Source organism: uncultured Citricoccus sp. (genome assembly GCF_937871995.1).
Taxonomy (GTDB): Bacteria; Actinomycetota; Actinomycetes; order Actinomycetales; family Micrococcaceae; genus Citricoccus.
Genome location: NZ_CALMQR010000112.1, coordinates 1 through 17,758 on the forward strand (window position 1 = coordinate 1; position 17,758 = coordinate 17,758).

A 17,758-nucleotide genomic window follows, 5' to 3' on the forward strand; every position below is an offset into this window, starting at 1 on the left:
TCCGGCGGCCGTCTCGCTCACCACCGGGCTCCCTCCACCCCCAGCTGGTCCACGGCCGTCCGTGGCACCGTCTCATCATTAGGGTGGGGGTGGAATCGATCGCGTCCTCCCCTGACGTGGTCACTATCAGCAGGCCCGCCGCCACTGGCACCGGACATCGAAAGAGATGCTCATGCGCACCAAGAACATGCTGCTCACCGCAGCGGTGATTGGTCTCGCAGTGGTGGCGGGCTCGTTGGGTGTCGGGGGGACCTGGGCGCTGTGGAATGCGTCCATGCAGTCGAACCCGGGCACGGTCCAGGCGGCGAACTTCGATATCACGGTCAACGGGAAGAGCATCCCTGCCGACGGGTCGAACGTCTCCCTCGCGTTGGAAGATCAAACGACCATGCTTTCCCCCACCCAGAATGTCTACGCTGCCGTGACCGTCACCAACGCGACGAATGCCTCAGGCCCGTTCAACGTCAGGGCCGGCCTAAGTGCCCCAGTTCCCGCGAGCGGGACCGAGGCGGACATGAAGCCTTACCTCATCCTCACCACTGCTCCCCGAACCTCCGGGACGTGCTCCGATGTCCCGTCCGGTGCCTACACGACCGCCGCCAAATCGGTACAGGTCCCCAAGGACCAGTCCGCCTCGTACTGCGTACAGGTCGCCCTCGAACCGAACGCGCCCCCTTCGCTCAGTGGCAGGACAGTCACCGCCGTCCTAGACCTATCCGTCTCCCAGCTTCCTGCAGGTGTCTGACATGAATGATTCGCGTGTACCCCGGCGCAGCGCCCCGGCCTGGTTCCAGTGGATAGGGCAGACCGTCTCCTTCATCGCGCTGTGCTTCTTCGCCCTGGCCGCGATCCTCCTGATTGCCGTCCCCCTCGTCACGGGTTCCCAGACCTACTCGGTGCTCACCAGCTCGATGGCCCCGAAGTACCCCCCGGGGACGTTCCTGGTGGTCAAGCCGACCGACTTCGACCAGTTACGGGCCGGCGACGTCGTCACCTTCCAGATCGAGTCCGGCCGCCCCGAGGTCATCACCCATCGCATCACCGGGTTCACGGCCAGTCAGGACGGCGAGCGCCTTCTGATCACCCAGGGCGACAACAATGACGTCGCCGACCCCGAGCCCGTCAGGGAGATCCAGGTCCGCGGCAAGCTGTTCTACGCCGTCCCCTACGTCGGTTTCGTGGCCAATGCCCTGGGCAATGCCAACCGCAGCACACTCGTCACCATCCTGGCCGTCGCCCTCATCGCGTGGGGTGCCCTCAGCATGGTGCGTGGCGCTGTCCGCGAGCGCAGGGAAAAGCGCGACCAGCAGCTCATCGAGGCGGCCACCCACCAGACGGACACGGTCGTGCAGCGTTCCGAGGAGGGCCGATGACCCGCTCACCGGGGCGCATGTTCCTGGCCGTCTTCCTGGTGGTCTTCCTGGGCGGCCTCGGTGTCTCGGGTGCCTCCGCCCTGTGGTCGATGCAGACTCACGCCACGGTTCAGGTTGCCACCGGCACGTGGGGAGCGTCCCCTACACCTACGCCTACACCCACACCTACGCCGCCTGCGTCACCCACACCGACTCCAACACCAACACCCACGCCCACTACCCCTGCCCCCACCAACCAGCCGTGGCAGTGGACGTCGGATCCGGTGTTGGAGGTCGTGCAGGTCAGCAAGGGCAGTCCCGTCACGGTCACCCTCCGGTGGGCGGCGCCGGCCGGACAGACCGTCACGCAGTACGTGGTCGAGGTTCTCGGGTCCACGAATGTGTCGGTGCAGACGGGCCAGCGCCAGGCCGTCGTCACCGTCCCCAACGGCAATAGCTGTTATCCCGTCCGGCTGTCTGCCGTGACGGCGACGGGGCAGTCCCAGGTGATCGAGCGGACCGTGACGTTCCACCCTGGCGGTGACGGCACGGCGACCATCGGCCTGACGCCCCGGTGCTGGTGAACCCACGCCGTGGCCCTCAGCCCTCCGGCAGCAGCCTCCGCCGCATGATCAGTGCGTCCACCGGCGGCAGTCCGTACCCACCCGGGTAGTACCCGGCCCGGGTGTGGATGTGCTCGAAGCCGTGACGGACGTAGAGCTGTTGCGCGCGCGGGTTGTCCGCCCGTACCTCCAGCAGCACGTCGCGTGCCCCGCGCCGGGCGGCCTCGGCCACCATCCACTGCAGCATCGCCGTGCCCAGTCCGCGTCCCTCGGCCTCGGGGACCACGGCGATGGTCTGGACATCGGCCAGCGGCGGGACGCACATCAGTCCGCAGTACCCCACGATGCCGGCGCTCCCCTCGGCGTCCACCGCACCGGCCGCCTCACAGGAGGCCTCGATCACGCGGTAGTCGCGGGTGCCGCCGTCCTCCCGGGGACGGGCCTCGTTCAGCTCGTCCTCGAAGAAGTGCAGGGGCCAGGCGTCCTCGGGGAACAACCGGGTCTCCAGGGCGTGCACCACCGGGAGGTCCGACCACTCCATCGGGCGCAGCGTGTAGCCGGCGGGCAGGACGGGGTCGGGGGGTGTCAGCATGGGCGCCATTCTACGAACCGCCCTCCCGGGAGTTACGATCACGCTCCACGGTGGGACACGCCGGACAAACCACCGTGCGTCGTGATCGTAACTCCGCCCATCGGTACGTAACCCCGACCGGTCATAACTTCGGCCGTCCGGCCCGGGGCCTCGAGGGCGTCCGTCCTGACGAACGACTACTTCTTGTTCGGCAGCGCCAGCCGGAACACCTTGGCCCAGGCCGAGCCGACCTGCTTGTGCAGCGGCCCGGTGTTGTAGGGCAGGCCGTAGCGGTCGCAGATCTCGCGGACCTTGACGGCCACCTCGGCGTACCGGTTGGACGGCAGGTCCGGGAACAGGTGGTGCTCCACCTGGTGGGAGAGGTTGCCGGTCATGAAGTGCATGAACTTCGAGCCGGAGATGTTGGACGAGCCGATCATCTGGCGCACGTACCAGTCGCCGCGGGTCTCCCCCTCCACCATCTCCTCGGTGAAGGTCTCGGCGCCTTCGGGGAAGTGCCCGCAGAAGATCACGGAGTGCGCCCAGATGTTGCGCAGGCCGTTGGCCACGATGGTGCCGAGCAGCGCCTGCTTCCCGGAGCCGGACACCAGCTGGGCGGCGATCGGGGTGGCGGCGTAGTCCTTGGCGAACTGCCGGGCCGCCTTGAGGCCGACCACCTTCAGGTCCCGCCGCAGTTCCGCGTAGGACTTCTCCCCCGACTGGACCTTGTGGATCTCCAGGTCGTAGAACGCGATGCCCCATTCGAAGATCGGGGCCAGCCCGGCGTTGATGACCGGGTTGAGGATGTGCTTGGGCTCCCAGGTCTCATCGGCGTCCATGCGCAGCACGCCGTAGCCGACGTCCCGGTCCTTGCCGATCACGTTGGTCCAGCGGTGATGCATGTCGTTGTGGGTGTTCTGCCAGGACGTGGAGGGGGTGACGAAGTCCCACTCCCACGTGGTCGAGTGGATGTCCGGGTCGCGCATCCAGTCCCACTGGCCGTGGAGCACGTTGTGCCCGATCTCCATGTTCTCGATGATCTTGGCGAACGTGAGCATGGCGGTGCCGGCCACCCAGGACACCTTGTTGCCGGCACCGAGCAGGCAGGCGCGGCCGGCGACCTCGAGGCCGCGCTGCAGCCGGATCACGCGGCGGATGTAGGCGGCGTCGGTGGCACCGCGCTCGGCCAGGACCCCGTCCCGGACGGCGTCGAGCTCGCGGCCGAGCTCGGCCACCTGCTCGTCGGTCAGGTGCGCGGCGGCCGGCGGGCGCACGATGGGGCCACCGGCGGCGGCCAGGGAACCGGGACGCACGGTCGCGGCCGTGGTGCGTCCTGCCTCCGGGTCCCGACGACGGCCGGTCCCCTCGGTGCGGGCGGTCTCGTCGACCGTGGGGTCGGCCGGTGCCCAGCTGTGGGTGTCCGGGCCGGCGACGGCACCGGGGCGCTTGCCGGAGGTCAGCAACGTGGAGTTCTTGCGGTCTGAGATCAGGGTCATGATTCTCCTAAGGGGTCGGGAGAGGAAAACTGTGGGGGCGTCAGAGGCCGAGACTGACGGGTCCGGCCGCTGCGCTGACGCAGGTCTGGATGAGTTCACCGGGGTCACCGTGGACCTCGCCGGTGCGCAGGTCGGTCACCTGCCCGGAGCGCAACGGCACCAGGCAGGCGTGGCAGATGCCCATGCGGCAACCGCTCGGGGCGGGGATGCCGGCGTCCTCGGCCACCTCGAGCAGGGGCACGTCACCGGCGGCGTCGGCCTCGACGTCGGAGGTCTCGAAGACCACCAGCCCGCCGGCGCCGGGCTCGCCGACCACGAGGTCGGCACGGAACCGTTCGATCTTCAGCTCGCCGGCCGCGGGACCACCCGCGCCGGCCAGTCCCACCGCACCCGAACCGGCCCCGGCGGCACGGGACTCGGCCGCCCAGAGGGCCTCGGCGTCGTCGAGGAATCCGCCGGGACCGCAGGCGTAGGCGGCCCGCTCGCGCCAGTCCGGGCACAGCTCGTCCAGCGCGTCGGGACCGCTGAGGTCCAGGCGCCCCTCGTCCGCGGTGGCGTGGTGGTGGACCCGCAGCCCGGGGAACTGGTCGGCCAGCTCGGCCAGCTCCTCGCGGAACAGGGACGTGTCGGGCGTGCGGGCGGAGTGGATGAGGACCACGTCGGCGTCCGGGCGGCGGGGCACCAGGGTACGGATCATGGACATCACCGGGGTCAGCCCGGACCCGGCGGTGAGCATCAGCAGCGGCCGGGGGTGTTCGGGGAGGGTGAAGTCGCCCTCGGGCCGGGCCAGGAAGAGCACGTCACCGGGCTCGGTATGGCGCACGAGCGTGCCGGAGACCTTGCCGATGTCCGTCACCGTGATCTCGGGGTCGGCGCCCGCCGCCGCGGACAGGGAGTAGGACCGCCACTGACGCACGCCGTTGACGTCCACGCCGATGCGCGCCCACTGTCCGGCCTGGTGGGCCTTCCAGCCCGGACCGGGACGGAAGGAGATGGTGGCCGAACCGGGCACGGAGCGGTCCACCCGGGTGACGACGCCTCGCAGCTGCCGGGAGGAGTGCACGGGGTCCAGCAGCGCGAGGAAGTCCTGCGGCGAGCGCGGGGTGGTCATCGCCGAGGCGAGTAGGGAGATCAGAGACTTTCCGGCCATGGCTCCATCCTATAGAGCGCGGAGATAGTTTTCTGCACCACGTGGGTACGATTGGTCCCGTGAAACTATCCCCGGACAACAACGATGCGCCGGACGAACGCTCTTCGCACCCGCTCGCCGGTGGGCCCCCGGCGCCTGCCGTCGAGCACACCCCCGGGACGAAGCGGCTGAGTCCGCCGTGGCGGTCCCTGCCGGCCGATCTGGGCGCCCGGCTTGCCCCCGCCGCCGATCGGGTCACCCAGCAGATCATCGACGTCGTCCCGGACCAGATCCCCGCCTATGCGATCACCCGCACCGACCGGTTCAACGAGGTGCTCTACCTCGGGGTGCACGGCGCCCTGGAGCAGCTGCTCTCCCTGCCCGGGACCGACTCCCCCGCCCTGGACGAGCACTCCCGCGAACTGGTCGCGGCGCTCGGGGCGGGCGAGTACCGCCAGGGCCGGAGCATGGACGCCCTGCTCGCCGCCTACCGCACGGGCGCCCGGATCACGTTCCGCGGGCTGTCCGAGGCCTGCGCCGAACAGGGTATGGAGATGTCCGTGGTGGTGGACCTGGGCGAGTCGATCCTGGCGTACATCGACGAACTGTCCGCGGTGAGCGTGCAGGCCTACGCCTTCGAGCAGACCTCCCGGGCGGGGGCCCTGGAGCTGCGCCGTGCCGACCTGGTCGGGGCCCTGCTGGCCGGCACCACCCAGCCCGCCGAGCTGCGGCGGCTCGCCGCGGCGGCGGACTGGCGGCTGCCGGACCGGATCGCCGTCGTCGTGATGCCGCTGGAGCTGGCCTCCACCGTGCGCACGCGGTTGGGCACCGCGGGCCTGGTGGTCGAGCGGGAGTCCGAGGCCACCGCGGTCGTGGCGGCGCCCGAGGTGGCCGGGCTGCGCTCCCGCGTGGCGGAGGTGTTCGCGGGGTCCTCGGCCGTGATCGGGCCCCCGGCGCGGTGGGACCGGGTCCCGCTCTCCCACCGGGTGGCCCGGCTGGTCGCCGCCCAGCGTGCGGCAGGCCAGGAGCCCGACGACGGCGGGGCCCCGGTGTTCGCCGCCGACCACCTGGGGCGGGTGGTCCTGGGCGCCGAGCCGGAGGTGATGGCGGAGCTGGCCTCCCGGCGGCTGGCCCCGCTGGACGAGCTGACCGAGGCCAAGCGGCTCGTGTTGGAACAGACCCTGCTGTCCTGGCTGGTCCACTGGGGTCAGCGCGTGCCCGTGGCCGAGGAGCTGGGCATCCACCCGCAGACCGTGGGCTACCGGCTGGCCCGGCTGCGCGAGCTGTTCGGGGAGCAGCTGGACGATCCCGAGGCGCGCTTCGAACTGGAGATGGTGCTGCGGACCCGGTGGCAGTAACCCCCGCGCCGCCCAGAGTTACGATCACGCTGCACGGTGAGACACGCCGGTGCAGTCACCGTGCAGCGTGATCGTAACTCGGGGTATCCGTAGTCCACGCCCATCAGTTGCCCACGCGAGTCAGAAGTCCACACGTGTCAGCTGTCGAGGTGCCTCAGACGCCGAGTCGTGTGCGCTGTGAGGCGATGACGCGGCGGAGACGGTCCAGGAAGAGGCGCTGGCCGGCCCGCGTGTAGATGTCGCTGGCGGCGCGGACGACCTCCCACTCGTGGGCCGTGAAGTCCTCGTCCCGGTGGATGTCGCTGTTGAGCTGGTCGCGTCCGCCGTGGCCTGCGCCGTCGTACTGGATGGCGATCTTCCATTGGACGTAGTGCAGGTCCGGGCGGCGCCTCAGGGTGGGTGAGAGCCACACCCACTCATTGACCACCGGTTCCGGCAGGCCCGCGCCCAGGATGATCATCCTGGTCTTCGTCTCCAGCGGCGAGTCGACTCCCTCGCGCAGCAGCGCCCGTGCCTCCCGGGCGGCGGTGATGCCCTTGGTCCTGCGCCGCCGGGTCATGGCGGCGTCGAGGGCGGTAAAGGACGAGAGCGGATTCGAGCCGAGTACGCCGGGAGGACGGGAGGGCCCGTCCGCACGTTGCAGGAGCGCATCACCGGCCTCGACCAACTCGTCCGGGTCTCGGATCAGGGTTGCGAGGTCGAGCCAGGTCCGCTCCGGCGTCGTCAGCCGGAACGGACCGGCCACGGTGACGTCGTCCGGGTGAAGAGTGGCCTTGTGGCCGGCCACGCCCGGACGACGCCGGCCCCCTGCGGTTCCCTTCCGGCCGGTCACGTGCACGGGCCAGTCGTGGTCCAGGTGCGGTGGCAGCCAGATCCCCCACAACCGGGCGGCCGTGGTGTGGCTCAGGTAGTGAGCACCGGGCAAGGAGGAGATCGCCTGCACGGACTCGGTCCACGGCTGTTCCGATCCGTCCCAGACCCGGATGCCGGGTGTGGGTGACTTCAGACGGGGATCTCGGAGCTGATGGTCTGTCATCCCCGCCGCACGTGCCTCCTGGATCGTGAAGACGGTTTTGGCCGCGCCGGTGCAGGTCGCCTGGACGGCGGCATCCCGGTCACGTCGTTCACTGCTCGGATCCATCACCCCAGCGTCGATGATTGCCCGCACCCCTGCAGGAGTTGTCCACAGCTTCCGGCCACCCGGGCCGCCACACCCCCCCTGCCCCACGTGGGTGGGGGTTACGAGCACGCCGGACGGTGGAACACGCCGCACAGAACACCGTCGAGCGTGCTCGTAAGTCATCCCACTGAGCTGATGCCCGCCGATCTCCCACACCACTGCGACCAGGAAGCCCCTACGCTGGCCTGCATGGGACAGCGCATGTTCGTGGCGGTCTACCCGCCGCTGGAGATCCGCGAGGAGTTCGCCGAGTTCCTGCAGTCGCGGCCCGGGATGCGGTGGAGCGCCCCGGAGCAGCTCCACGTGACCCTCGCCTTCCTGCTGGACGTGCCGGACCGGGCCGCCGAGCCGCTGGAGGAGCTCATCGCGGAGGCCTGCGCGCCCGTGCCCTCGTTCGTGTGCGGGATCCACGGCGCCGGAGCGTTCCCCCACCCGGACCGGCCGGCCGTGCTCTGGCTCGGCGTCGAGGACGGGGCCGAGGAACTCTCCCGGCTCTCCCGACGCGTGCGCAGCGCAGCGAACCGGGCCGGCGTCGCACCGGACGGGAAGGCGTTCACGCCGCACCTGACCGTGGCCCGCCCGCCCCGCTCGGAGAACGCCACGCGCTGGATCCGGGTGCTGGAGACGTTCCGGCCGCCGCTGTGGACGGTGGAGGAGGTGCACCTGGTGGAGTCGGTGCTGCAGGGCCACGGCCACCGCCCGCGGCACCGCACCGTGATGACGGCACCTTTGGCCACCTGACCGCGCCCGAGCGTGTCGGTACCGTTGGAGGAGCCATGCCGTGACGCGGCCGGCACTGTCCCGACCGTCGGCCGCAACGGTCCGAGGAGAGGAAACACCATGCGTCACGCATCAGACACCACTCGCGCCCGGACGGCGGCGGCCCTGCTGGGCCTGACCGGTCTGGTCGCCCTGTCGGCCTGCGCCGACCAGGGCGGTGAGGCCGACGCCTCGTCCGCCCCGCCCGAGGTCGCCCAGAGCGCCTCGTCCCCCATGGCCGGCGGGGACACCGCCAGCCCCGGCACCGGTGGGACGCCGGCGTTCACGGCGGCCCTGAAGGATGCCGAGGGTGGCGACGTCGGCACCGTGGAGTTCACCGAGGCCGAGGGGGCGATGGAGCTCCACGTGCAGGCCACCGGGATGGACCCGGGTTTCTACGGCCTCCACGTCCACGCGATCGGTCAGTGCGAGCCGGACAGTGCCGCCCCGGACAACCCGGACAAGACCGGGGCGTTCCTCTCCGCCGGGGGCCACCTGGGCGGGACGGAGACCCAGCATCCGGAGCACGCCGGGGACCTGCCCACCCTGCTGGTGCAGGAGTCCGGAGACGGCCACCTGACCTTCCACACGGACCGGTTCACGGCCGAGGACCTCGACGACGAGGACGGCTCGGCCCTGATGATCCACTCCACACCGGACAACTACGCCAACATCCCCGAGCGCTACGCCCCGGAGGGACCGGACGAGGACACCACCAAGACCGGTGACGCCGGGGACCGGCTGGCCTGCGGGGTCGTCGAGGCCGCGCAGGGCTGACGCAGGTCCCGACGCCGGCCCCCGCGCCGGTCCCCGCGTCCGCACCCGACGCCGGCCCCCGGGCCGGTCTCCGCGCCCGCACCCGACGTCGGCTCCCGCGCCGGGCCCTCCACCGCTCGGCGCGGGGCCGGTGTCGCTCCGCCAACGTCCTGGACCGCTCCCCCGGGGTCCTACGCTGGACCCATGGCGTCCGGTTCCTCCCCCATCGAGTCGGTGGACCGCGCCCTCGTGCTGCTGACCCTGCTGCGCGAACAGGGGTCGGTGTCGGTCGCGGAGGCCGCCGCACACCTGGGGGTGGCCCCGTCCACCGCGCACCGGCTGCTGACGGCGCTGGTCCACCGGGACTTCGCCCGCCAGGACCACCTGCGCCGCTACCTCGTCGGTCCGGCGTTCCGGACCTCCCCGGTCACCTCCCCCGCACTGGCCGCCCTGCGCGACGCCGCCCGCCCGGCCCTCGAGCTCGCCCGCGCCGAGACCGGGGAGACCGTCCAGGTGATGGTGCTGCGCGGCGGGAACATCCTGTTCCTGGACGGGATCGAGTCCGGGCACTCCCTGCGCATCGCCTCCCGCACCGGGGACGTCCTGCCCGCGTTCACCTCGGCCGGCGGCAAGGCCCTGTTGTCCCGGCTCAACAACCAGCAGCTGGATGAGCTGTTCCGGGCGGGACTGCCTGACTGGCCCACGGCCACCATCCAGTCCCGGGCCACGCTCAAGCGCCGGATGACCCGCATCCGCCAGGACGGCTACGCCACCAACATCGAGGAGACGGAGCAGGGCGTGGTGGGGATCGGCGTGGCGGTCGTGGATGAGCTGGGGCGGCCGCTGGCCGGGCTCACGACGGCGACCCCCAGCCTCCGCTTCACCCGCGCCGATCTGCCCCACCACGTGGAGACCCTGCGTGCCGCCGCCCGGATCCTCGAGCAGCGGCACGCTGAGCTTGCCCAGTGACCTGCGCCCGGCCGGCCGGGCTCCGAGGGTCACGTCCAGACGCCATCCACCGTCAGGCGTGATGCGACCTCTGCATTCTGGCGCCCGCGTCCATGGCCCGCAGCAGGCGCGCGAGGTGTTCCATCTTCCTGACGCTGCTGGTCAGGGACATGGTGGGGTGTCGTCGGCTCAGGGCCCGGGAGGGCGTCTTCTCCCCGAGGGCGCGGAGCGTGATCAGGGTTCCGTTGTCGCGGGCCCTGAGGAACGCCTGTACGCTCCATGCGCCGATACCGAACGGGCCGGATCCTGACCCGGTGACGGCCTCGTCCGGGGGATCTTCCAGGGGGTCGAGGGGGAGCGTGTCCTCGTCAGCAGGCTCTACGTGCGCGCGCAGATGGCCGAGATAGTCGGTGAGATGCCGGATCGTGGCCTTCGGGTCGCAGATCGATTCGAGGTGCAGGATCTGTTCGGTCATGGATCTCGCTCCCATGCGGTAGTGGCGGCCGCGCACACTCCGGTCGGGGCCTATCCGTGACCCGGGGTGCTGGTTGGTGCCCGCATCGGCCGGTCAGGATGCGCGAGCCGCGGGGTGTTCCTTCATGATCGTCACCGGAGGTGGGGTGAACGTGGACGTGTCCTCACGGTACAAACGTAGTTTCCGCTCTCGCCCCTCGACAGGGTGGTGCGCACTCGTCAACCACTCGTCACGCACGCGTCACCCCCGAATTGCGTGCATCCCCTCCTGCCTTCGAGACGGGATAGTCGACATGGCCTCACCGCGTCGAAGGGCCGAGGACCCCGCCGGCGGCGTGCCGGGCGTGATCCACGCCCGGCACGCACCAGAAGTGACCTTGAAGGGCGTCAGGCCCCGGCCAGCGCCCGCTGGACGCGGCTGACCGTGGCGTCGACCTGTTCGGGCCGGGCGACCATGCCCACGTCCATGACCTCGCCGCGGACCGCGCCCTGGATGATGCGCTTGAGCGGGATCTCCAGGCGCTTGCCGGTGGGATTGCGTGGGATCGCGGGGACGAACACCACGTGGTCCGGGACGTGGCGCGGGGAGAGCTCGGTACGCAGGGTGGTGCGGATGGTCCGCTCCAGCGCCGCCTCGTCCGCGCCCTCCTCCGGTTCGGCCAGCAGGACGAGCTTGCCCATGCCCCCGGCGTCCTCGAAGTGCAACACCATGGTGTCCCTGACCTGGGGCAGGGCGTCCAGCACGGCGTAGAACTCGGCGGTGCCCAGGCGCACCCCGCCGCGGTTCAGGGTGGCGTCCGAGCGGCCGGTGATCACCCAGGAGCCGCGCTCGGTCTGCATCAGCCAGTCGCCGTGGCGCCACACGCCCGGGTAGACGCCGAAGTAGCTGTCCCGGTAGCGCTCGAAGTCCTGGTCGCCCCAGAAGAACACCGGCATGGAGGGCATCGGCGCGGTGCAGACCAGCTCCCCGGCCTCGCCTCGCAGCGGCCGGCCCTCCGGATCCCAGGACTCCACGGCCACCCCGAGCGGACGGCAGGACATCTCCCCCGCCCAGACCGGGGTCAGCGGGCTGCCGCCGACGAACGCGGCGCAGATGTCCGTGCCGCCCGAGGTGGGGGCCAGCAGCAGGTCCGGGTTGACGGCGTCGAGCACCCAGCCGGCGACGTCGGCGGCCAGCGGCGAGCCCGAGCACTGGATCTCCCGCAACCGAGAGAGGTCCCAGCGCTCGCGGGGGCGCATCCCGGCGTGGGCGCAGGCCCCCAGGTAGGCGGAGCCGGTGCCCATGTAGGTGGACTTCGTCTCGGCCATCACCGCCCACTGGGACCACTCCCCGTCCGCGGCCGGCCAGTTCGGGTCCCCGTCCATGAGCACCACGGAGGCGCCCAGCAGCAGGGAGGACATGCCCATGGCCCAGACCATCCAGCCGGTGGTGGAGAACCAGAACGCGTTGTCGGCCTCGCTCATGCCGAAGTGCAGCCCGTGGGCCTTGAGGTGCTCGAGCAGGATGCCTCCGTGGCCGTGCACGATCGCCTTGGGCCGTCCGGTGGTGCCGGAGGAGAACAGCACGATCAGCGGGTGGTCGAAGGGCACCGGCTCGATGTGCACCTCCGGGACGGCAGTCCCGGTCCCGACGCCGGCCACGGCCTGACCCGTGCCCCTCACCCCCGCGCCCCTCGCCTCGAGGCCCGTTCCGACCCGGCCGGTGAACGCGGCCCAGCCCTCGGCGCCCTCGGGCGGCTGGGCGTTCGGGTCCAGGTAGGGCAGCAGGACGGTCCGGGTGCCGGGCAGGAACTGCCGGATCCGGGCCAGGTCGTCGGCGCGGGAGAGCTCGCGCTTGCCGTAGCGGTAGCCGTCGATCGCGATCAGCAGCGTCGGCTCGAGCTGGCTGATGCGGTCGAGCACGGACTGCGGGCCCATTTCCGGGGGCACGGCACACCAGATCGCGCCGAGGGCCGTCGTCGCCAGGTAGGCGGCCAGTGTCTCCGGGATGTTGGGCAGGTACCCGGCCACCCGGTCGCCCACGCCCACGCCGCGGGCGATCAGCCCGGCCTGGATGCGGGCGATCTCCTCCTCCAGCCGCGCCCCGGTCCACTCCACGGATCCGGTGGTCTGGGACCGGGAGGTGACCATGATGTCGTCGGGACGCTCGCGGAGCCTGCGCAGCACGTGCTCGGCGTAGTTGATCCGCGCTCCCGGGAACCACCGTGCCCCGGGCATCGTGCGCTCCTGAAGGACGGCCGTGTACGGGGCGTGGGTGATCACCTCGAAGTGCTGCCACACCTCCTTCCAGAAGTCCTCGAGGTTCGCCACGGACCAGGCCCAGGCGTCGTCGTAGGTGGCGAATCGCTGGCCGTACCGGGCCTCGAGGTCCTCCAGGAACCGGCCCATCCGGGTGGTGTGCCAGTCGGCGCGGTCGGGGGCGGGGGTGAGCAGGGTGCCGGGCTGGGTGGTCGTCGTCGTCATGTCGGGTCCTTTCAGGCGGTGGGGCGGGCGGCGGCCGGGGCGGCGGCGGACGCCGTGGCGTCGGCCGAGGTGGTCCCGGCACCGCGCTTCATCGACAGGCTGAGGGCGGCCACGCAGGCGGCGGCGATCAGCAGCGGGATGGCGAACAGGTAGAAGATGCTCTCGGGTGCCCAGCCGCCGTCGATCAGGTAGCCGACCAGGATGGGGGCGGCGATCGAGACCAGGCGGCCGATGCCGATCATCCAGCCGATACCGGTGGCGCGCGCCGTGGCCGAGTACACGCCCGGGGCCACGGCGTAGAAGCCGGCGATGCCCGCGGTGGTGAGCACGCCCAACAGCACGGCGGTGCCCATGGCCACCGGGATCACGGAGAAGACGAGACCGAACAGGACGTAGGAACCGGCGGCCGCGGCCAGCGCGCCGAACAGCAGGCGGTTGGACTTGAAGCGGATGGCCAGCGCGCTGAAGATGAAGCAACCGATGATCCCGCCCAGGTTGGCCAGGGTCCCGGTGCGGATGCCCAGGGTGTCCTCGCCGGAGGCCTGCGCGATGATCTGCGGGGTCCAGGTGTTGGCGAAGTAGTAGGCGGCCACCAGGCAGGCGTAGCCGATCCAGAGCATGAAGGTGCGGAAGCGTACGGTGCCCCGGAAGATCTGGGCGATGCCGCCGCCGGAGGCGTCGGTGGCCGGCAGTGCGGGCAGTTCCGTCAGCGGGGCGCGGCCCATCCTGGCCAGGATGCGGTTGGAGCGCTCGAGGGCGCCGGCGGGGCGGCGGGCCAGCAGGAAGTCGAGCGATTCGGGCAGCAGGGCCAGGGCGATGAGGAACATCAGGCCGCTGAGGGCGGCGCCCACCCAGAACAGGGCCTCCCAGCCGAAGGCCCCGATCATGGGCTCAGCCACCACGCCGCCGATGGTCGCCCCGATGGGGTAGCCCGCGGCGTAGATGCCGATGATGGACCCGCGGCGGGCATCGGAGGCGTACTCGGAGACGAGGACGTTGAGGTTCGCCATCATGCCGCCCACGCCGAGGCCGGTGAGCAGGCGGACCACGAGCAGCCAGGTGGCGTCCGGGGCGATCGCGGACAGCGCCATGCCGACGGTGATGACGAACATGGAGCCCACGGCCAGCCAGCGGCGGCCGATGAAGTCGGCCAGCGGGGTGAGGAAGATCGAGCCGGCGGCCATGCCGAACAGGCTGGCGCTGAGCAGGTAGCCCAGCATCACGGGCTCCACGCCCCACTCGGCGCTCAGCGAAGGGGCGGCGTAGGCCATCGCGGCCACGTCGAACCCGTCCAGCAGGATCATGGCCAGCGCAACGCTGACGGCCATGACCTGGAACGGGGTCATTGGCGATTTCCGGATGTCGGACAGCACGTCCATAGGTCCTCCAGGGTGGAACGGGAATGTCTCACCCGGACGCTATAGAGGCGCGGCGGCGTGATCCACATCACCGGTCGACATTCCGTCCTCAGGAATGCGACCGGTGATGCGATCGGGCGGGTATCGGTCGTCGGCCGACCCGTGATCAGCCGGCGGTCCACCGGCGGTCAGCCGGCGGCGACGACCTCCCGGGGGTCGTGCCCGAGGGCGATGGCCTGGCCGGCGTCCAGCATGGCCTCGGTGCAGGCGACGTCATAGCTGGAGTACTCCTGCGGGAAGCCCAGGGACCGCACCGCGCACTCGGCGTTCTGCTCGTAGATGTCCACGGCACCCCAGCTCGTGACGAGGTCCTCGGAGTAGTACGGCTGCAGCATCGCATCCAGGGTGGCGAAGTCGTAGTCGGCGACCGCGTGCTGGAGTACGTGCATGCACTCGTGCGCGGCGGTGTGCTCGAGCTGGTACTCGTCCAGGCCGGACCGGATCTGCACCGACGCGGGCTGGCCCGAGGTCACGGAGGTCACGCCGGTGGCGCCGTCGATGCTGGTCGCCTTGACGATGGTCAGCGCGGTGCCCTTGCAGCCGTACTCCTCCATGAACGCTGCGGCCTGGCGCTTGTAGGCGGTCGCATCGGAGTTCCCGACGACGGCGGCCTCGGCGGGTGCCTCGGCGGCGGCCGTGTCCGCGGCCGTCTCAGCGGCGGCAGAGTCCGCGGTGGCCTCGGTGGCGTCTGAATCCGTGCTCGAGTCCCCGACCGCAGCGGCCGGCGCATCCCCGGCGGGCGTCTCGGCACCGGTGAGGGCGGCCCCGACCAGCACGATGGCCAGCTCGTCGCGGGAGATCGCGCGGTCGGCCTTGAACTCCCCGTCACCGTACCCGCGGACGATCCCCGCATTGGCGAGCCAGGTGATCGCGGTGGCGGAGTCGCTGCCGGGGGCGACGTCCGCGAACACGAAGGCGCCCGCGGGCTCATCGGCCCCGACGGAGCGGTACGCGATCTGTGCGGCCTCGCCGCGGGTGATCCCCGGGTCGGCGTAGGCCGCCCCGTTGCTCAGCCCCACGCAGGCCAGCCACTCGTCGACGGCGGCGGCCGTGGTCCACGTCTGGCCGGCGGGGAACGAGGCGGCCAGGCAGGCGGCCTCGGAGCCCGCCGCGGGGGCGTCCGTGGCGGGAGCGGCGACGGCGGCCCCGGCGGCGGGCACGAGCAGGGCGCCGGACGCCGCGACGGCGGTGAGGGCACGGGCCAGACGACGGCGGCCGGTGCGCGGGGCGTCCTCGGTCGAGGCGATGGGCGCGGTACGGCGCGGGGTGCTGGTGCGGTCGGCGACCATGGTGAGTCCTCCCGGGTGTCCGAGGTCTGGTGTCGGTACCACCCGAGCCCGGGTGGCCACAGGTTCGTCACCCTAGGCGGTGCACTCGGCAGGCCGCCACCCCGATTTTCGGAACCCACCGCTGACGTGGAGGTTCGCGCGCGTCACATTCCGGCGGTCCGCCGGAGCCGGTCGATGTGCACGGAGGCCTCGGCCTTGGTCAGATTGGCGGGCAGCTCCTCGCCGGCGGCCCGGGCCAGGGTGTCCAGGTAGGACCGCTGGGACGGGGTCATGGGGTCGTCCCCGCTGACCCACTCGTCGGGCTCCTTCTCCAGGGCGGGATCCTCGGTACTGGAGGCGCCGATGGTGTCCTGGCCGTCGTCCAGGGCGGCGGCCCTCTGCTGCTCGGCGATGTCGGCCTCGTTGGCCTCCACGGGTGCGCCGGCGGCGACCTGGTCCTCCGGATCGGGGAAACGCTGGGTGCTCATGGTGCTGCTCCTTCCGTGACGACGACGTCGGGTGCTGGCCATGGTAGCCCGGGGATGCAGAGATCGCCCGGTCCCGGTGGCAGTGCCACCGGGACCGGGCGATCGAATTCCTCGCAGGTGAGGCCGGGTCAGGGCCTCACGCGGGGTGTCAGACTACTTGGCGGCGTTCTGCTTCTCCGCGGTGGCCACGACGACCTGGGCGATCTGCTTGGCGGCCTGGTTGCGCTGGATCTCACCGTTGGCGTAGTCCTCGATGACCTTGGACTCGGCCATCACGGAGATCAGGTCGGCGGCGGAGTTGCCCGCCAGCGGCTTGACCAGGCCGGTGTCGCTCAGCACACGCAGCACGCCGGGGATCTGCACGCGGTCCACACCGGCGGTCTCCACGGCCTGCAGGCCCTGCTTGACCAGCTGCGTGACCTCCTTCTCGGTGAGCGGGGAGTTGGGGTCGTTCACGCTGTCGACCAGCTCGAGGCAGCGCACGGCCTTCATGAGCGTAGCGATGTCCAGGTTCTTGGCCTCGGAGAGGTCGGTGCCCTTGAGGCACTCGCGCAGCTCGGCCTCGGCCTCCTCGGAGGTCATCTTGCCCTTGCCGTTCTGCTGGCCCTTGCCGTTGGCCGAGGTCTGCTCGGCGGCGGTGGCCTGGTTCCACGGCTCGGCGGCGATGGTCACCGCGGCGGCCGGGATCAGCAGGGCGCCGGCGAGCGCGGCGGCAACGAGGCCGGGCTTGAATCCGCGGCGCTTGCTCGGACGATTGGTGGTCTTCGGCGTGTTCTGGTCGATAGACATGTGGTTCCCCCTCCAAGGGTCCTGGAGCAATAAAGCAGAGCCACCCAAGTCAGGACAGCTTCCGGAGTTACGGTAGCAGGAGACGATTGAACTTCCTAATGGAAACTAGACCGTCACAGAGTGGCGACACGCACGAGAGGATGTCAGGTCCGTCACAGCAGACGGATGACCTCGTCCAGCATCGCCTCGGTGAGCCGGCCGGTGAAGGTGTTCTGCTGGGAGACGTGGTAGCAGCCGACCACGCGCACCTGCCGCTCCCCCGCGTCCTGACCGCCCTCGCCCCCGCCGCCAGCACCGCCCGGCGCGGTGAACACCGTCTGCACCCCGTGCCCGAACTTCGCCCGCGGCCGTGGCATGCCCCAGCCGATCCGGGCGACGGCGGCGTGCAGGGACTGCCAGCCGATCGAACCCAGCACCAGGATCGACTCCACCGTGGTCAGCAGCTGCAGTTCCCGGTCCAGCCAGTGCCCGCAGGCGGCCCGCTCGGCCGGGGTGGGCTTGTTGTCCGGCGGGGCGCAGTGCACGGGGGCCACCATGCGCAACCCGGTCAGGCGCTGACCGTCACCGGCCATCACGGACGTCGGCCGCTCGGCATAGCCGGCCCGGTGCAGCGCTGCGAACAGCCAGTCCCCCGAGCGGTCTCCGGTGAACATCCGCCCGGTGCGGTTGCCGCCGTGGGCGGCGGGGGCGAGCCCCACCACGAGGACCCGCGCGGACTCGTCCCCATAGGAGGGCACGGGCCTGCC

At 71.2% G+C, this 17,758-nt stretch carries 18 protein-coding genes; 7 read left to right on the forward strand and 11 right to left on the reverse strand.

Annotated features, from left to right (window positions below; all coding sequences use genetic code 11):
* The first annotated feature begins 172 nt into the window (after positions 1-172).
* The 3 genes from Q0283_RS13105 to Q0283_RS13115 all read left to right on the forward strand — a co-directional run bounded on the left by Q0283_RS13105 (position 173) and on the right by Q0283_RS13115 (position 1,936).
* Entirely contained in the window at positions 173-745 is a 573-nt protein-coding gene (locus Q0283_RS13105) for a SipW-dependent-type signal peptide-containing protein (protein ID WP_183527395.1), read from the forward strand.
* 1 nt (position 746) lies between these two features.
* Positions 747-1,373 carry a signal peptidase I gene (locus Q0283_RS13110; protein ID WP_183527397.1) on the forward strand — a complete coding sequence of 209 codons (627 nt, stop codon included), beginning with the start codon at positions 747-749 and terminating at the stop codon, positions 1,371-1,373.
* Positions 1,374-1,639: 266 nt separating this feature from the next.
* Complete coding sequence (locus Q0283_RS13115) at positions 1,640-1,936, forward strand: hypothetical protein (RefSeq protein WP_183527399.1); 297 nt, start codon at positions 1,640-1,642, stop codon at positions 1,934-1,936.
* A 16-nt stretch (positions 1,937-1,952) separates the two neighbouring features.
* Here Q0283_RS13115 and Q0283_RS13120 read toward each other — a convergent pair whose 3' ends face one another.
* The 3 genes from Q0283_RS13120 to Q0283_RS13130 all read right to left on the reverse strand — a co-directional run bounded on the left by Q0283_RS13120 (position 1,953) and on the right by Q0283_RS13130 (position 5,132).
* Entirely contained in the window at positions 1,953-2,507 is a 555-nt protein-coding gene (locus Q0283_RS13120) for a GNAT family N-acetyltransferase (protein ID WP_183527401.1), read from the reverse strand.
* 176 nt (positions 2,508-2,683) lie between these two features.
* Positions 2,684-3,982, reverse strand: a complete 1,299-nt coding sequence (locus Q0283_RS13125; RefSeq protein ID WP_183527403.1) for an acyl-CoA desaturase — start codon at positions 3,980-3,982, stop codon at positions 2,684-2,686.
* Between the two features lie 40 nt (positions 3,983-4,022).
* Complete coding sequence (locus Q0283_RS13130; protein WP_183527405.1) at positions 4,023-5,132, reverse strand: ferredoxin reductase; 1,110 nt, start codon at positions 5,130-5,132, stop codon at positions 4,023-4,025.
* A 59-nt stretch (positions 5,133-5,191) separates the two neighbouring features.
* On the opposite strand from Q0283_RS13130, the gene Q0283_RS13135 reads away from it, so the two are divergent.
* Positions 5,192-6,469, forward strand: coding sequence for a helix-turn-helix domain-containing protein (locus Q0283_RS13135; protein WP_298045056.1), 1,278 nt, complete (start codon positions 5,192-5,194; stop codon positions 6,467-6,469).
* 154 nt (positions 6,470-6,623) lie between these two features.
* Here the strand turns inward: Q0283_RS13135 and Q0283_RS13140 are convergent, their stop codons facing one another.
* The gene (locus Q0283_RS13140) at positions 6,624-7,412 is read right to left on the reverse strand and encodes a hypothetical protein (protein ID WP_183527409.1); all 789 of its coding nucleotides are present in this window, start codon (positions 7,410-7,412) and stop codon (positions 6,624-6,626) included.
* 426 nt (positions 7,413-7,838) lie between these two features.
* Between Q0283_RS13140 and thpR the strand changes: the two genes are divergently transcribed.
* From thpR to Q0283_RS13155, 3 genes are all read left to right on the forward strand, one after another.
* Positions 7,839-8,390, forward strand: coding sequence for an RNA 2',3'-cyclic phosphodiesterase (gene thpR, locus Q0283_RS13145; RefSeq protein ID WP_298045057.1), 552 nt, complete (start codon positions 7,839-7,841; stop codon positions 8,388-8,390).
* A gap of 99 nt (positions 8,391-8,489) precedes the next feature.
* Positions 8,490-9,185 carry a superoxide dismutase family protein gene (locus Q0283_RS13150; protein WP_183527413.1) on the forward strand — a complete coding sequence of 232 codons (696 nt, stop codon included), beginning with the start codon at positions 8,490-8,492 and terminating at the stop codon, positions 9,183-9,185.
* Positions 9,186-9,368: 183 nt separating this feature from the next.
* Complete coding sequence (locus Q0283_RS13155) at positions 9,369-10,133, forward strand: IclR family transcriptional regulator (RefSeq protein ID WP_183527415.1); 765 nt, start codon at positions 9,369-9,371, stop codon at positions 10,131-10,133.
* Between the two features lie 52 nt (positions 10,134-10,185).
* Here the strand turns inward: Q0283_RS13155 and Q0283_RS13160 are convergent, their stop codons facing one another.
* The 7 genes from Q0283_RS13160 to Q0283_RS13190 form a co-directional block, all read right to left on the reverse strand.
* Positions 10,186-10,587, reverse strand: coding sequence for a hypothetical protein (locus Q0283_RS13160; RefSeq protein WP_183527417.1), 402 nt, complete (start codon positions 10,585-10,587; stop codon positions 10,186-10,188).
* A 386-nt stretch (positions 10,588-10,973) separates the two neighbouring features.
* On the reverse strand, positions 10,974-13,049 hold the full coding sequence (locus Q0283_RS13165; protein WP_298045059.1) for an acetoacetate--CoA ligase: 2,076 nt from the start codon (positions 13,047-13,049) through the stop codon (positions 10,974-10,976).
* A gap of 11 nt (positions 13,050-13,060) precedes the next feature.
* Positions 13,061-14,428, reverse strand: coding sequence for an MFS transporter (locus Q0283_RS13170; RefSeq protein ID WP_183527421.1), 1,368 nt, complete (start codon positions 14,426-14,428; stop codon positions 13,061-13,063).
* Between the two features lie 167 nt (positions 14,429-14,595).
* Positions 14,596-15,756 (reverse strand): S-layer homology domain-containing protein, encoded by a 1,161-nt coding sequence (locus tag Q0283_RS13175; protein WP_298045060.1) that lies wholly within the window; start codon positions 15,754-15,756, stop codon positions 14,596-14,598.
* A gap of 143 nt (positions 15,757-15,899) precedes the next feature.
* Positions 15,900-16,121, reverse strand: coding sequence for a DUF3072 domain-containing protein (locus Q0283_RS13180; protein ID WP_040386104.1), 222 nt, complete (start codon positions 16,119-16,121; stop codon positions 15,900-15,902).
* A gap of 255 nt (positions 16,122-16,376) precedes the next feature.
* Complete coding sequence (locus tag Q0283_RS13185; protein WP_298045062.1) at positions 16,377-17,012, reverse strand: hypothetical protein; 636 nt, start codon at positions 17,010-17,012, stop codon at positions 16,377-16,379.
* Between the two features lie 152 nt (positions 17,013-17,164).
* On the reverse strand, positions 17,165-17,758 hold a 594-nt coding region (locus Q0283_RS13190; RefSeq protein WP_298045063.1), incomplete at its 5' end, for a uracil-DNA glycosylase.

Bases quoted from the DNA above. Each gene is read 5' to 3' on its own strand.
- Q0283_RS13105 (WP_183527395.1), top strand. From the start codon at position 173: ATGCGCACCAAGAACATGCTGCTCACCGCAGCGGTGATTGGTCTCGCA.
- Q0283_RS13110 (WP_183527397.1), top strand. From the start codon at position 747: ATGAATGATTCGCGTGTACCCCGGCGCAGCGCCCCGGCCTGGTTCCAG.
- Q0283_RS13120 (WP_183527401.1), bottom strand. From the start codon at position 2,507: ATGCTGACACCCCCCGACCCCGTCCTGCCCGCCGGCTACACGCTGCGC.
- Q0283_RS13125 (WP_183527403.1), bottom strand. From the start codon at position 3,982: ATGACCCTGATCTCAGACCGCAAGAACTCCACGTTGCTGACCTCCGGC.
- Q0283_RS13130 (WP_183527405.1), bottom strand. From the start codon at position 5,132: ATGGCCGGAAAGTCTCTGATCTCCCTACTCGCCTCGGCGATGACCACC.
- thpR (WP_298045057.1), top strand. From the start codon at position 7,839: ATGGGACAGCGCATGTTCGTGGCGGTCTACCCGCCGCTGGAGATCCGC.
- Q0283_RS13150 (WP_183527413.1), top strand. From the start codon at position 8,490: ATGCGTCACGCATCAGACACCACTCGCGCCCGGACGGCGGCGGCCCTG.
- Q0283_RS13155 (WP_183527415.1), top strand. From the start codon at position 9,369: ATGGCGTCCGGTTCCTCCCCCATCGAGTCGGTGGACCGCGCCCTCGTG.
- Q0283_RS13160 (WP_183527417.1), bottom strand. From the start codon at position 10,587: ATGACCGAACAGATCCTGCACCTCGAATCGATCTGCGACCCGAAGGCC.
- Q0283_RS13165 (WP_298045059.1), bottom strand. From the start codon at position 13,049: ATGACGACGACGACCACCCAGCCCGGCACCCTGCTCACCCCCGCCCCC.
- Q0283_RS13170 (WP_183527421.1), bottom strand. From the start codon at position 14,428: ATGGACGTGCTGTCCGACATCCGGAAATCGCCAATGACCCCGTTCCAG.
- Q0283_RS13175 (WP_298045060.1), bottom strand. From the start codon at position 15,756: ATGGTCGCCGACCGCACCAGCACCCCGCGCCGTACCGCGCCCATCGCC.
- Q0283_RS13185 (WP_298045062.1), bottom strand. From the start codon at position 17,012: ATGTCTATCGACCAGAACACGCCGAAGACCACCAATCGTCCGAGCAAG.